We start from the raw sequence: 15,203 nt of genomic DNA, 5'->3' as shown, positions 1-15,203 counted from the left end.
AAATAACCTGCTGAAAATCAGCAGGTTATTTTTGTGATTATACAGTTTGTATTTCGACCAGTAGATTAGACGTTTGGATACTGTCTCCTGCCTTTACATGTATTTTAGTAATTACACCATCAAAAGGCGCTTGCACAGTCGTTTCCATCTTCATTGCTTCAGTCACTAATAAAGCTTGTCCTTTCGTTACTGTTTCTCCTTCTATTACTTTCACTTCACCTACAGTACCTGGCATTTGCGCACCGATATGATGTTTATTTTGAGGATCTGCTTTCGGTATTGTCGCTACACTTGGTTCCACATTCACATCTTTCACATACACTTTTCGACTCATCCCGTTAAAGTCGAAGTATACCCAGCGATATCCATCTTCGTGCACATGACCCACACTAATCAACTGTACGATGAGTGTTTTTCCTTCATCAATAGCGATTTCAACTTTTTCATTTTTGCGCATTCCGTAGAAGAACGTTGGCGTATCAAGCAATGATACATTCGCAAATTTCTCATTCGTCGCCACATATTGCTCATATACTTTCGGATACAGCGCATAACTTACAACATCTTGTTCTGTCACTGGTTTCGCTTGTTTCGTCGTTAACGTTTGACGTAACGATTCAAAATCAACTGGTGGTAACAATTCCCCAGGTCTTACATTAATACTTTCGATATCCTTTAACACGACTTTCTGCAATGCTTCAGGGAAACCATTCGCCGGTTGTCCAATCTCACCTTTAAAGAATGATACAACGGATTCCGGGAAGTCCAGTGTCGCACCACGTTCTATTACTGACGTTTCATCTAAATTATTTTGTACCATGTATAATGCCATATCTCCAACAACTTTAGAAGATGGCGTTACTTTCACAATATCACCAAACATTAAATTCACACGTCTGTACATATCTTTCACTTCACTGAAACGATCCCCTAATCCTAAACTTTTCGCTTGCATACCTAAGTTAGAATATTGACCACCAGGCATTTCATGTTTATAAATTTCTGTATGCGGTGACTTAATATCACTTTCAAAATCTTTATAATAGTGACGGACACCTTCCCAGTATTGCGACAATTTCTCAAGACCATCAATATTTGCACGCATTTGACGCTGTTTACCATTCAGTCCGTAATACAATGTATTGGCACTCGGTTGACTCGTTAAGCCACTCATAGCACCAAGCGCTGTATCAACAATATCAACACCCGCTTCTATCGCTCTTGCATAAAGCATCACACCGTTACCACTCGTGTCATGCGTATGAAGATGAATTGGTAAATTAACCGTCGCTTTCAATTCACTAATCAATTCAAATGCCGCTTCAGGTTTAAGTAATCCCGCCATATCTTTAATCGCAAGGATATGGAATCCTTCACGCTCCATCGCTTTTGCCATTTTCTTATAATAATCCAGCGTATACACTGTTGAACGTTCTGGATTTAATATATCACCCGTATAACAAATCGCACCTTCTGATATTTTGCCTGCCTTTAATACTGCTTCATTGGCCACTTTCATTTGATCCAGCCAGTTCAGCGAATCGAATATTCTAAAGACGTCAATGCCGGCCTTCGCACTTTCTTCGACAAACTTCGTAACAACATTATCCGGATAATTTTTATAGCCGACTGCATTTGAGGCACGTAGTAACATCTGGAACAATACATTCGGTATCGCTTTGCGTAACTTCTCAAGACGTTCCCACGGATCTTCTTTCAGGAAATTATAAGCGACATCAAATGTTGCGCCTCCCCACATTTCCAGAGAGAAACTATCTTGTAAATAATGACTCGTCATCGGTGCAACCGTCAGTAAATCTTTCGTTCTAACGCGCGTTGCTAAAAGAGATTGATGGGCATCACGGAATGTCGTATCCGTCATCAGTACATCCTCTTGTTCTAGTACCCAATTTTTCACGAAATCAGGTCCATGTTGATCTAACAATTGTTTCGTACCCGGCAATTGATTTGGTTCTTTCTTCTCAATATAGAGCGGTTCGAAATTTGGTTTATCCTGCTTCTCAACACCAGGGAACCCATTCACCGTCACATTCGCGATATATTCTAACGTCTTAGTCCCTCGGTCACGCGGTGCTTCTATTTGAAAGAGCTCCGGCGTAGAATCGATAAAGTTAGTATGATACTCACCGCTAACAAACAATGGATGCTTTACGACATTGATTAAAAATGGCATATTCGTCTTAATCCCACGTATACGCATTTCACGTAACGAGCGAATCATTTTCTCTTCTGCCTGCTTAAACGTAATTGCTTGTGTTGAAATTTTCACGAGTAATGAATCATAGTACGGTGAAATTTCGGCGCCCTGGAATCCGTCACCTGCGTCTAAACGCACACCGAATCCGCCTGTCGAACGGTATGCCATAATTGTCCCGGTATCCGGCATAAAATCATTTAATGGATCTTCTGTCGTTACACGACACTGAATTGCATAACCTAACGTAATAATATCTGCTTGTCGTGGCATCGCGATACATTCATCATGCAATGCTTCGCCGTCTGCAATTAATATTTGCGTCTTAACGATATCGACACCTGTCACCATTTCAGTAATTGTATGTTCAACTTGAACGCGAGGGTTCACTTCAATAAAGTAAAAATCATCGCCACTCACTAAAAATTCAACAGTCCCTGCATTAACATATCCAATATGTTGCATTAAATGCAATGCTGCATCACAAATACGCATTCTTAATTCTTCTGTTAAGCCCACTGACGGTGCAACTTCTACAACTTTTTGATGACGACGTTGCACAGAACAATCACGTTCAAATAAATGTACGATGTTACCGTGTGTATCACCAATAATCTGGACTTCGATATGTTTCGGGTTTTCAATATAACGCTCAACATAAACTTCCGCATTTCCGAATGACTTCAATGCTTCAGATTGTGCGCGCTGATACGCATCAACAAGCTCTGACTGATCCTTCACGATACGCATCCCTTTACCACCACCACCAGAAATGGCTTTAATGATAATCGGAAAGCCATATTGATCGGTAAATGACTTCACCGCTTCAAACGATGTTACAGCTTCTTTCGTTCCCGGAATAATCGGTAGATGCGCTGATTCAGCAGTCGCACGTGCTTTCACTTTATCGCCAAACATATCAAGATGACGAATTTCCGGACCGATAAAGATGATGCCTTCTTCTGCGCAACGCGTAGCAAAAGTCTTATTTTCACTTAAAAATCCATACCCTGGATGAATCGCATTTGCACCACATTGTTTCGCAATTTCAATGATACGCTCAATGTGCAAATAACTTTCTGTAGGTCCAATGTCTTCTCCGACAAGATAAGATTCATCTGCTTTGTAGCGATGCAGTGATCCTTTATCTTCTTTAGAATAAATTGCGACTGTCGGAATGTTTAGTTCTGTTGCCGCACGAAATATGCGAATGGCAATTTCTCCACGGTTTGCGACTAATAACTTCTTGATGCGATTCATATCATTTCCTCCTCGAAGATTATTCAATACACTTTCATTATATAGAACCATGTTGTAATTTAGTATGCATTCATTAGAATATACATAAAATATTCAAAAGTATGCATTACATTAACATTTTTAATAGATTGATAAACACAACAATATAAAGGTATACAAAAAAGCATGCACCATTCGGTACACACTTTTATATGAAATCGTATTCATTTTTTTGAATATCTTTTACGACTCCATTGATTTTTTCTTAACATCTTTAGCTGCCATCAGTAAGAGTCCAACAGCAATCGATAAACTTAACATACTCGATCCACCATAACTTAAAAACGGTAGTGGCACACCCGTTAACGGAATTAACCCAGAAATACCACCTAAATTAATAAAGGTTTGAATGCCGATGTAACTTGCAACACCGACACAAATTAATTTATAAAATATCGTATCTGCTAGTGCTGCATACATTAATCCTTTATATACAATGAAGAACAATAAACTAATAATAACAATAACACCAACAAGACCGAGCTCTTCCGCAATGACTGCAAAGATAAAGTCTGTATGCGGCTCTGGTAAATAGCCAAGTTTCATGACACCATTCCCTAACCCTTTTCCGAATATACCACCATTACCAATGGCCATTAATGAGTTAGATAAATGGTATCCCGCGCCTGCTTCATCTTTAAAAGGATTTGCCAGCACTTCGAAACGTTGTTTTTGATGGGTTGCAAGGAAAGAACCGGTAATTAAGAACTTTCCTAACATAAATGCGACAACCCCCGAGAGTACGAGGCCAGCCATTTTTATCATCGCTTTAAAAGCAATACCAGAATATAAAAAGATACAACCGATAATCATCATAATCAGTATAGTAGAACCAGAGTCATTTTGTAACATGACTAACCCTGCACATACACCGACTAATATGAGGGGGGCAATAATATCTGCGCTCATTTTATCTAAATTGTCTTTCTTATCGTATATATAAGCTAAATAAATAATAACGACAATCTTGAGAAATTCAGAAGTCTGAAGTTGCATAAATCCTAAATTCAACCAGCTTGTCGCACCATTGACTTCTTGCCCAAATAACCGTGTGATCAGTAATAAAATCATAATCGTTGCGATAGAGAACTGTTGGACGCGCTTATTCTTAATGATTTGAATCGACATGAAATATGCCATGAAGAATACTAACCCGAAACTCACAATAATCGTAAACAATTGTCGTATGTAAAAATAAGAAGCTGCTACAGGTCGGCCACCTGTCAATGTCCCACGGGTTGCTGCAACCATACTCGCACTATAAATCATAACTAATCCAATTAATACGAGCGCAACGTAACTCAGCAATAGCGGAAAGTCGACATATTTTGTATATGCTTTTATGTAATCTATAAATTTTCTAAATTGTGTCAAAGGAATCCGCTCCAAAAAATTAATGAAGTCTAAAGCGCTTGCTCTAGACTTTAAACGTTGGTGAAGGCATCATGCAATTTTGAAAGTTCTTTCTCGAGAGCAGATAATAATTTCTTACCTTCATCTTTTTCAATTAATCCGATACGTGTCGCAAAATCAACTTCACGACTTAAACCGAACATTTGTGTATCTAACACCTCTTCGTAAAGAGGACATTGTGGCATCGTTAAGTTGTCCATTTGAACTTTAATCAACTGCAATATTTTGTCTGCATCTTGATTGAGCTGGTCATATGCCTTTTGTTTGTAATCTAAATTGTCACGCATAGCATACACCCTCATTTCATTATTCTTATACTTTAAAATTCTATATGACATGTCTTTAAAAATCAAGCATTTACTCATATAGAATATGGTATTATTAATGTGAAAGGGTGATATGATGATTATTCAAATTAAAGGAAAAGTAAAATTTAATATTACACTTGATCCATCTACTTTTATCTTTGATGACCGTAAAGTAGAAATGGAGCAATTATTAAATGGCCAAACAACTGGTGAAGAAACAATTACCTTCCAGGACAATTATGAGTGGAACCGTGAAATATTAGAAGGTGCCTCTAAACCGCCGACTTTAATTTCAGAGAAAAAATATAAAAAACAAGCATTATTAGAAGGAACATTCTTAATGAATATGCATCACTTTATTATTAATGCAGAACCTGACAGTGATGCAACCCATGTTGCATTATCCAATGAAGCAACAACTGTGCAAATACCTTTAGAAGCATTGAAAGGACTATACTTCCAGTTCTCTAAAGATGGTAAACGCTTATATGAAGACGGTATGGTCGATGCGTTTGTTTATGATCAGGATTTAAAGTTAGTCATGCAACATGTGACGGGTATAGAAATTGTTTAAATAATATATTCATGGCCGATAAACTGGTTTTATCGGCCATCAATTTAAGTACCTTCACCGTTCACATCAATCATGGCCGAAAAAAAGCTTAAGACACAATGTCTTAAGCTTTCTTTTGTTGACGCTCTTTATGCAATCGATAACGATACAATCCAAGTACAATCGCTGCAATAATTAAACTTTCTCCAACCGGTAAAAATACCGCTAAGAAACTTAAAATAATACAACCTAGGAATAATAGAATATATATGACCACGTTCTGCCAAAGTTTTAACTTTCTCGCAAATCCTAAATTATAAACAATTGCACTCAATATAAATATCGCGATAAGCAAATACCACATCCCATATACAGGATTTGTATCAACTGCAAGAAGTTTAGCAAGAAATGACATTCTTTGCTCAGGATCTACGCTCACTTGCGCATTACCGATCATAAAATTCATTGATTACTCCTCCTCTTGCATTGCTGCTTTCGCTTTTTTCTGTTCTCTTTCACGTTGAGATTTATCTAACGTTTTCTTTCTTAAACGAATAGATTCAGGTGTAACTTCCACTAATTCATCATCATTTAAGTATTCTAACGCTTCTTCTAACGTTAATGTTCTAGGTTTCTTCATCGTTGTTGTTTGTTCTTTCGTCGCACTACGGATGTTGTTCGCAGCTTTCACTTTCGTAATGTTAACCGTTAAGTCATTATCACGAGAGTTCTCACCAACGATCATACCTTCATAAACTTCAGTACCTGGTTCCATGAAGTTCACGCCACGGTCTTCTAAAGCTAAGATAGCATATGTTGAAGCTACCCCTTTATCCATAGAAACTAATACACCGTTACGACGGCCGCCGATACGTCCTTTTAATAATGGACGGTATTCATCAAATGTATGGTTTAAAATACCGTAACCACGCGTCATCGACATAAACTCAGTACGGTAACCGATTAAGCCACGAGCTGGCACGTTAAAGATTAAACGTGTTTGACCGTTACCACTGTTCACCATATCAACCATTTCACCTTTACGTGTTCCTAAAGATTCAATAACAGATCCTGTATGTTCTTCTGGTACGTCAATTTGAACACGCTCATATGGCTCATATTTCTTACCGTCAATTTCTTTAACGATAACTTCAGGTTTAGAAACTTGTAATTCGAAACCTTCACGACGCATGTTCTCGATTAAGATAGATAAATGTAATTCCCCACGACCTGAAACTGTCCAGCTGTCTGGACCAACTGATTCAACACGTAATGATACGTCTGTTTCAAGTTGTGATTCTAAACGATCTTGAATATTACGTGCAGTTACGAATTTACCTTCTTTACCTGCAAACGGTGAATTGTTTACTGAGAACGTCATTTGTAACGTTGGCTCATCAATACGTAAGATTGGTAACGCTTCAGGCGTGTCTGTTGGTGTTACAGTTTCACCAACGTTAATGTCTTCCATACCTGAAACTGCGATTAAGTCACCTGCATACGCTTTTTCAATTTCAACACGTTTTAAACCGAAGAAACCGAATATTTTCGTCACACGGAAATTTTTGATTGTGCCGTCAATCTTAATTAAAGAAACTTGTTGACCAACTTCCATCGTTCCACGGAATACACGTCCGATACCGATACGTCCAACGTAGTCATTATAATCTAATAATGCAACCTGGAATTGTAACGGCTCATCTTTGTTATCAACTGGCGCTGGTACATAGTCAATAATCGTTTCGTATAAACTTTGCATGTTCTCATCTTGAGTTGAAGGATCTAAACTTGCAGTTCCATTAATCGCTGACGCATACACGACAGGGAAATCTAATTGTTCGTCATTCGCTTCTAATTCAATAAATAAATCATATACTTCATCCAATACTTCTTCCGGACGTGCAGATGGTTTATCAATTTTGTTAACAACGACTACAGGTTTTAAGTTTTGCTCTAACGCTTTCTTTAATACGAAACGTGTTTGAGGCATTGTCCCTTCATAAGCATCGACAACTAATACTACACCGTCTACCATTTTCATGATACGTTCTACTTCTCCACCGAAGTCAGCATGTCCAGGTGTGTCCAGAATGTTAATGCGTGTTCCTTTGTAATCAATTGCTGTGTTCTTCGCTAAAATCGTGATACCACGTTCTCTCTCAATATCATTTGAGTCCATTGCACGTTCTTCAACGTGTTCATTTGAACGGAAAGTACCTGATTGTTTTAATAATTCATCAACTAGGGTTGTTTTCCCGTGGTCAACGTGGGCGATAATTGCAATATTACGAACATCTTCTCTAAAATTTGTCATTGATTTGTTTCTCCTTAATCGAACTACAGTTTATTATGTAACTGTGATATTATATCATATTATAAGATAATTATATATCGATAAATTCCATATTCAAAGTATAAGGGGTGTTTTATATGCAAAAAAGTAAATTACCATTTTTCTGTCTTGCCGTTTTCGCCGTATTAATGCTTATTTTATTCAGCATTGGATTAGCTGAATTAAATTATTTACTAATTATTATTTCAGCGGTTTTATTTATTGCGACATTTGGATATGGGTTTTCGTTAAAAAGTCAATACCGAAAAAATAACTGGTTATAGTAAATTCGTAAACTGCACAAAAATTTGTGCAGTTTTTCTTGTATTTTGCACCAAACATCAATTTTGAACATGAAATTTGTTTAATTATTGAATTTTGACGTTTTGCACACAATTTAATTCCATACTATATTATCACTGTAATGATCAATTCATAACGAGGTGATGATATGATATTAAAACAGCGTATCAAAAACAAACATTTAGCGTATCTTGAAGCATTAGAAGGACGTGCGATATTAGACGAAGAACAATTAGCTCGGCTTGCGACACTCAGAAATACAGAGCAGCTGGAAATTCAATTTGAGCAGTATTTAAACGGCATCGATATGAACAACTTCGATTGTATTTGGCAGTTTAATTATTCTGACTACCACATCGATGCATTAATTAATGTCATCTTAGTTTCTGAAACGGCGATATACTTGTTTAAACTCAATAATTATGAAGGCTTACATTACATTAATAACGAAGGCATACTTTCTCATTACATTACAGAAACACAACAGCTCGATATTTTACAATTAAATTGTGTTAAATATTCGATTTACTCCATATTGGATGATAAGTATAAACATTTACCAATTTATATTAAATGTGTATGTTTAGATGAAACTTTTGAACTTGATGCACATACTGATCATTTCCCATTTCTGTTTAAACACGATATTATCCCATACCTTAATAAAATTAATCAACTTAATAAAAAAAAAGTACTCACATCGGTAAGTACTTAGTTCAAGCGCATTATGAAATTGTCTTTATAAAGCATCAGCACTATGCCACAGGGATCGTTTGCCCTGAATGTAAACAACGTAACACGATGATCAAACATAAATCACTCGTCTATTGCGAACAATGTGCGTCCATTCGTACGATTGATGAAATATTTGAGCACACTTTGCGCGAGCTTTATCATTTAACACATGATGAACGTATTACGAAAGCGAAAATTCAAAAATTCTCAAATAATTTCTTTTCAAATTATCAGCTGCAAAAGTTATTTCCGAAATCACGAAAAAAGCAACTGCAACAGTTTAACGTTTCATGAATTTGTCTTGATGTAATTGCTCTAATTGTGCCTGATACGGACTTAAATATTGCGTTAACAGTTCATGATGTAATGCTTTATTGGCCACAACGATTGAGTTGGCATTTAACATGTTGAGTGGCTGGCCTAACTGATTCGTAACTACACCGCCTACTTCTTCAACGATAATTAATCCGCCGGCAAAGTCCCATGGATGAAGACGTAATGTAATATAAGCGTCAATCTTGTTCGAAGCAACGTAAGCAAAGTCGAGTGCTGCTGAACCATAACTTCTGGCACTTCTTGCATCTTTGACGATTGGAATGTACATATCACGTGTGAAATCTTTCGTTAACCAGTTTGGATTCATCGAAATAATAGAAGTGCTTAATGGTGTGTCATTAATCGGTGCTAACTTTTCTCCATTTTTGTATGCACCACGTCCTGCTTTAGCTTCGTATAATACGTCACGCATAACATCATAAACGACGCCGGCATATTTATTACCATCGATAAATATACCGATTGAAATGGCAAAGTTCTCTTGTTGATGGACAAAGTTTAATGTCCCGTCAATGGGATCTATAATCCAGATAACACCATCCAGTGATTCAATATCTTTACCACTACCTTCTTCACCAATAATACGGTGTTCTGGATAAGTGGACTGGATGCGTTCAAATAAAAATTGCTCAGTCGCTTTATCCATGTTCGTTACTAAATCATTCGCGTTAGATTTCGTTTCAATTTCGAGTGGCTCATTTAACTGTGTTCTAATATTTTCTCCAGCCTGTAAAGTAATCTCTTTTAAAAATTCATATAATGCCATATGCACTCCTCCTGTTGCATATATTATACACAAGAACAAAACGATGCAAAAATGTTTTCTCTTGTCATACATTCGTGTAATGTAATAGTTAAGATTAAAGAATTAGAATGTGAGGATTAATATGACAAAATATAAATTTACTAAAAAAGATTTCGATGTATTTAAAGTCGACGGATTAGCACCTCGAATGGAAGCATTAATCAATACGACACGACCAAAACTTGAAGCGCTTGGTGATCATTTCAGCGGATATTTATCTGAACAGACAGACGAAACATTTTATCCGCATGTAGCGAAACATTTACGCCGTAAAACAAATCCACCGAATGATACGTGGGTTGCGTTTGCGACGAATAAACGCGGCTATAAAATGTTGCCCCATTTCCAGATTGGATTATTTGGCAGTCATGCTTTCGTGTTGTTTGGTGTCATTTATGAATCGCCTGATAAAGACCGTATGGCTAAAAAATGGAAGAAGCAAATGAAAGCGATACAAGCATTAAATGATGACTATATTATTAAAGGCGATCATATGAAAGAAGAATTTACGTACATTAAAGATCTAAAAAAGAAAGATATTGAAAGCTATATCAATCGTTTAGTAGACGTGAAAAAAGGCGAATTAATGTTTGGTAAAGTATTTTATCCTGGGGATGAAGCATTAAAAACAGATAAGGCATTTATTAAAGAAATTGAACAGACATTTTTTGAAATGTTACCGCTCTATCAATAAATAAAAGCAGGATCTCTGAATTAACCAGAAATCCTGCTTTTATTTATTATTGATTATTGATTACGTTTATTATAATTGTCACGACGCTCGTCAACTGCATCTTTAGTCTTATCAACATACGTTACACGATCATGGTCATTGACAAGATTTTTGTCAAATGAATCACGCGTATTAGCTGCGTTGTAATCGTGGTCAATATTCGTTTGTTCATGATGTTCTTTAATTGTTTCTTTGTCAATTTCAACAGTTGGGCTATTATCAACAAAAGTGTTGTCATTGTTTCGTTGATTGTACACCGCTTCACGATCATTTGCATCATAAACATAATCGTTGTTGCGTTCACGTTCGATATGCTCATCGCGCTCTACATACTCAGGCGCTGCATTTCTAGGACGATTTACTGTTTCAACTTCACGGTGATTGTCATAATAATCAGCGTTTGTAATCACTTTATCTTTACGCGCAAATAATAAAATTGCTGCGATAAAGAAGAATAATGGGATGAAACCGAAAATAAATGTAAAGAATAAAGGTGTAGTAAGTAATCCTGCAATAAGTAACATCACACCAGCTAAAATACGTTTTTTCATTTTAAGTAATCCAATTAAACCAAATATTAATGGTAAAATTAAATAAGCAAGGATACCCCAAATTGCATTCATGATTTGTGGAATAATTTGATCAACTGTTAAATTATTTGTATCTAAATAATCTTTAAATTCTTGATTTTTCTGTATAGCTTGATTAAATCCTTCTTTTAACTGCGCAATAAAATCTGGGTTATTACCATTTACTAATAACTGATAAAGACCTAAAATTGCACCTACAAATAATGATAACCATGCAAGCCATCCAAATATTTTTTCTGGAACACGACTCACGGGTTGAACGGTTTGCGTATACTCTCTGCGACTCATATATTCATCTCCTTGTAACTGTATTTATGTTCATTATACCCTAATGTAACTTATATATGCATGATTGAACGATTTAATTGATATTTATTTAATAAGGAGATCGCTTATGTTTTAGTTCATAATACTCTGAAGTATTGCGAACTAACTCAGCATATTTCTAGTCTTTTTGGACTATTTACCCTCCATTCTTACACCGTTAGTTCGCGATACTATGCAGTATTGCGAACCAACGCAGTATATTTCTACTCATTCAGCACTATTTTCCTTCATTCTTATACCATTAGTTCGTAATACTATGCAGTATTGCGAACTAACTCAGCATATTTCTAGTCTTTCTGGACTATTTACCTCCATATTAATCCGTTAGTTCGCGATACTATGAAGTATTGCGAACCAACACTCATCCACAAAAAAAATCACCCTAAACCCATAAAGGATTTAGAGTGATAAACACCCTTTCGACTGCCTCTCTTAAACGGCCTCTCAAGGGCAGACGCATGTTAAACTTCAACAAATCCATCGAAATCAAAGAACGATTTCTTGGATTTGTCTCCAGTTTACTTGCGTCTTAACACCCTTTCGACTGCCTCTCTTAAACGGCCTCTCTTAATTCAAGCTCATTTTAAATCTCAAGAACAGCTCGTTATATTTTTTAATATTTTCATAGCCTAAATCTTTATAAACTTCTAATTTCTTCTGTACTTCTTTATCTGGATAGAATCGTTTATCTTTACGCGTTTCTTTATCTAACAATTGATAACTTGCAGCGTTCGGCGTAGCATATCCTACCCATTCGGTATTTTGTTTACCAATTTTAGCATCCAGCAAGAAATTAATAAATTCATGTGCACCGTCAATATTTTGAGCGGTCTTCGGAATAACGATATTATCAAACCATAAGTTCGATCCTTCTTTCGGTACAACGAAATCAAGCTTTTCATTCTCATTCATAATATCAGCACCCATACCACTCCATACAACAGCAACATCGGCTTCTTTCTGAACCATCATCGTATTAATTTCATCCGCGACGATTCCTTTAACATTCGGCCCTAATTTTTCGAGCTTTTTCTCTGCTAATTCTAATTTATGCGGATTCGTTTCATTTAATGATTCTCCCATACTATTTAAAGAAAATCCTAACGCTTCACGCGCGCCATCAACAATTAACACGTTATCTTTCAACCGTTTATCCCATAAACTGTTCCAGCTTGAGAAATCAATACCTTTCGTTTTCTCAGGGTTATACAGTATTCCTACTGTTCCCCAGAAATAAGGTATTGAATATTGATTGCCTTTATCAAACGGTAAATTCAAATAATCCGGATTGATATTTTTTAAATTCGGGATTTTTTTATGATCAATCGGAATCAGCAAATGATCTTTTTTCATCTTTTGAATCGCATATTCACTCGGTACTGCAACATCATAATGCGTGCCACCATTTTTAATTTTAGCGAGCATCGATTCATTCGAATCAAATGTTTCCAGTATTACACGAATCCCATGTTCTTTCTCAAATTGCTTTAGTAAATCGGGATCGATATACTCTCCCCAGTTATACACATACAATATATTCCCTTTACCACTTTTCGGTGGTGGATCGATAAATCGTGTAGAGAAAAGTAAAAGCACTGCAACAACGAGTGACGTAATAATAAGCTGCATTAATTGTTTCATTTCGCTACACCTGCCTTTATCTTTCTTTTCTTCACATGATTATTCGATACAAAGTAATATACTAATATAATCGTCATCACAAGTAAGAATAACAATGTACTAATCGCGTTAATTTCCATTGAAATCCCTTTACGCGCCATCGAATAAATTTCAACTGATAATACGCTAAAGCCGTTTCCGGTAACGAAGAAACTCACCGTAAAGTCATCTAAGCTATACGTTAATGCCATAAAGAATCCAGCAAACGCTCCAGGTAATATATGCGGAATAATCACTTTCGTAATCGTTTGATACGTACTTGCACCTAAATCATAACTCGCATTAATCAGTGATTGATTCATGTCATACAGTTTCGGCAATACAAGCAACACAACAATCGGTACACAAAACGCAATATGTGAAATCAATACAGACCAGAACCCTAATCCTAGTCCCGTAAAGTGACCAATCACTGTAAATAATATTAAAAATGATGAGCCAATAACAACGTCACTGCTAACCATTAATATATTATTTAATGTAAGTAAACCTACTTTTAACTGCTTATTGCGCATGTAATGAATCCCTAACGCTCCACAAATACCAATTACTGTGGATACACTTGCTGCAATCAGTGCAACTGCTAACGTATTAACGATGATAACCATTAATCGTTTATTCTGAAACACCGCTTTGTAATGGTCTAACGTAAATGACTTAAAGTGGTTCATATTCCCAGCCGAATTAAACGAATAATACATTAAATAGAAGATCGGAAAATATAAAATGAAAAGTGCGACCGCTAAAAATAGTTTAGATCTTAATTTCATTTGACTTCCTCACTTCCTTCTTTCGACTTCGTAATTATCATAACGAGCGCCATCGCTAAAATTAAGAACACCGCAATCGTAGAACCCATACCAAAGTTCTGCGTTACTAAAAATTGCTCTTCAATTGCTGTCCCTAAATTGACCACTTTATTCCCGGCAATTAAACGGGTAATCATGAATAGGCTCAATGCAGGAATAAACGTGACTTGTATTCCTGTCTTAACCCCTTCCCATGATAATGGCATAATAACTTTCCTGAACGTCGTCATTTCTGTCGCACCTAAATCACGAGATGCCTGCAGTAAATTCTCTGGAATAGCATTCATACTATTGAAGATTGGCAATATCATAAACGGAATATAAATATAAACCGATACAAAGATAAATGCTGCATTTGTAAATAACAGACTTGTTGCCGGCAAATGCATCCAGTTTAACAAATCATTAATCGTCCCTTGTTTACTGAAAATACCGATAAATGCATACGTTTTAAGCAATAAATTTATCCACGTCGGCAATATAATAATCAGTAACCAGAATTGCTTGTTTTTCGTACTGCGTAACACCATCGCTATCGGATACGAAATAATAAGACAGATCAATGTGATAATGAACGCATAAACAAATGAACTGAGCGTCATTTTAAAATACGCCATCGAGAAAAAATCTTGATAATTTTGAAGCGTAAAATGCCCGCTGTTATCCGTAAAGCTTGTGTAAAAAATCATAACGAGTGGTGCAATGATAAAAATAACAATCCATATCATATACGGTATTAAAAAATATTTTTTCGCTTTATCCATA

15 protein-coding genes are annotated in these 15,203 nt (G+C 36.2%); 5 read left to right on the top strand and 10 right to left on the bottom strand.

Annotated features, from left to right (window positions below; translation table 11 throughout):
- Positions 1 to 37 precede the first annotated feature (37 nt).
- The 3 genes from OCL94_RS07675 to OCL94_RS07665 form a co-directional block, all read right to left on the bottom strand.
- Complete coding sequence (locus OCL94_RS07675) at positions 38 to 3,475, bottom strand: pyruvate carboxylase (RefSeq protein WP_262996180.1); 3,438 nt, start codon at positions 3,473 to 3,475, stop codon at positions 38 to 40.
- Between the two features lie 222 nt (positions 3,476 to 3,697).
- Positions 3,698 to 4,888 (bottom strand): FtsW/RodA/SpoVE family cell cycle protein, encoded by a 1,191-nt coding sequence (locus OCL94_RS07670; RefSeq protein ID WP_262996179.1) that lies wholly within the window; start codon positions 4,886 to 4,888, stop codon positions 3,698 to 3,700.
- A gap of 50 nt (positions 4,889 to 4,938) precedes the next feature.
- Positions 4,939 to 5,214 carry a YlaN family protein gene (locus tag OCL94_RS07665; protein WP_262996177.1) on the bottom strand — a complete coding sequence of 92 codons (276 nt, stop codon included), beginning with the start codon at positions 5,212 to 5,214 and terminating at the stop codon, positions 4,939 to 4,941.
- A 118-nt stretch (positions 5,215 to 5,332) separates the two neighbouring features.
- Here OCL94_RS07665 and OCL94_RS07660 point away from each other — a divergent pair, with 118 nt between their 5' ends.
- Positions 5,333 to 5,809, top strand: coding sequence for a hypothetical protein (locus OCL94_RS07660; RefSeq protein ID WP_262996188.1), 477 nt, complete (start codon positions 5,333 to 5,335; stop codon positions 5,807 to 5,809).
- Positions 5,810 to 5,912: 103 nt separating this feature from the next.
- Here OCL94_RS07660 and OCL94_RS07655 read toward each other — a convergent pair whose 3' ends face one another.
- Together OCL94_RS07655 and typA are read right to left on the bottom strand one after the other, a co-directional pair.
- Positions 5,913 to 6,254: a YlaH-like family protein gene (locus OCL94_RS07655; protein WP_262996175.1), complete on the bottom strand. Its 342-nt coding sequence runs from the start codon at positions 6,252 to 6,254 to the stop codon at positions 5,913 to 5,915.
- A gap of 3 nt (positions 6,255 to 6,257) precedes the next feature.
- On the bottom strand, positions 6,258 to 8,102 hold the full coding sequence (gene typA / locus OCL94_RS07650) for a translational GTPase TypA (RefSeq protein WP_262996173.1): 1,845 nt from the start codon (positions 8,100 to 8,102) through the stop codon (positions 6,258 to 6,260).
- 116 nt (positions 8,103 to 8,218) lie between these two features.
- Here typA and OCL94_RS07645 point away from each other — a divergent pair, with 116 nt between their 5' ends.
- The 3 genes from OCL94_RS07645 (at position 8,219) to OCL94_RS07635 (ending at position 9,452) form a co-directional block, all read left to right on the top strand.
- Positions 8,219 to 8,404 carry a DUF5325 family protein gene (locus OCL94_RS07645; protein ID WP_262996171.1) on the top strand — a complete coding sequence of 62 codons (186 nt, stop codon included), beginning with the start codon at positions 8,219 to 8,221 and terminating at the stop codon, positions 8,402 to 8,404.
- 167 nt (positions 8,405 to 8,571) lie between these two features.
- Entirely contained in the window at positions 8,572 to 9,138 is a 567-nt protein-coding gene (locus OCL94_RS07640) for a hypothetical protein (RefSeq protein ID WP_262996169.1), read from the top strand.
- An 86-nt stretch (positions 9,139 to 9,224) separates the two neighbouring features.
- Positions 9,225 to 9,452 carry a hypothetical protein gene (locus OCL94_RS07635; RefSeq protein ID WP_262996167.1) on the top strand — a complete coding sequence of 76 codons (228 nt, stop codon included), beginning with the start codon at positions 9,225 to 9,227 and terminating at the stop codon, positions 9,450 to 9,452.
- Here the strand turns inward: OCL94_RS07635 and OCL94_RS07630 are convergent.
- A complete protein-coding gene (locus OCL94_RS07630; protein WP_262996165.1) occupies positions 9,439 to 10,260 on the bottom strand; it encodes an inositol monophosphatase family protein in 822 nt (273 codons plus the stop codon). The two genes, OCL94_RS07635 and OCL94_RS07630, sit on opposite strands and share 14 nt — an antisense overlap.
- A 121-nt stretch (positions 10,261 to 10,381) precedes the next feature.
- Here OCL94_RS07630 and OCL94_RS07625 point away from each other — a divergent pair, with 121 nt between their 5' ends.
- Positions 10,382 to 10,993 (top strand): YktB family protein, encoded by a 612-nt coding sequence (locus tag OCL94_RS07625; protein ID WP_262996163.1) that lies wholly within the window; start codon positions 10,382 to 10,384, stop codon positions 10,991 to 10,993.
- A gap of 53 nt (positions 10,994 to 11,046) precedes the next feature.
- Here the strand turns inward: OCL94_RS07625 and OCL94_RS07620 are convergent, their stop codons facing one another.
- The 4 genes from OCL94_RS07620 to OCL94_RS07605 all read right to left on the bottom strand — a co-directional run bounded on the left by OCL94_RS07620 (position 11,047) and on the right by OCL94_RS07605 (position 15,202).
- Positions 11,047 to 11,910, bottom strand: coding sequence for a DUF4064 domain-containing protein (locus OCL94_RS07620; RefSeq protein WP_262996161.1), 864 nt, complete (start codon positions 11,908 to 11,910; stop codon positions 11,047 to 11,049).
- Between the two features lie 606 nt (positions 11,911 to 12,516).
- Entirely contained in the window at positions 12,517 to 13,590 is a 1,074-nt protein-coding gene (locus OCL94_RS07615) for an ABC transporter substrate-binding protein (RefSeq protein ID WP_262996159.1), read from the bottom strand.
- A complete protein-coding gene (locus tag OCL94_RS07610; protein WP_262996157.1) occupies positions 13,587 to 14,399 on the bottom strand; it encodes an ABC transporter permease in 813 nt (270 codons plus the stop codon). The genes OCL94_RS07615 and OCL94_RS07610 overlap by 4 nt, the downstream gene beginning before the upstream one ends.
- Positions 14,396 to 15,202, bottom strand: a complete 807-nt coding sequence (locus tag OCL94_RS07605; RefSeq protein WP_262996155.1) for an ABC transporter permease — start codon at positions 15,200 to 15,202, stop codon at positions 14,396 to 14,398. The genes OCL94_RS07610 and OCL94_RS07605 overlap by 4 nt, the downstream gene beginning before the upstream one ends.
- Position 15,203: the final 1 nt, after the last annotated feature.

Origin of the sequence: Macrococcus capreoli (genome assembly GCF_025628935.1) — a bacterium.
GTDB classification, from domain to species: domain Bacteria; phylum Bacillota; class Bacilli; order Staphylococcales; family Staphylococcaceae; genus Macrococcoides; species Macrococcoides capreoli.
Note: the sequence above shows the minus strand (reverse complement) of the source record. Positions and strands in the feature narration are given on the sequence as shown.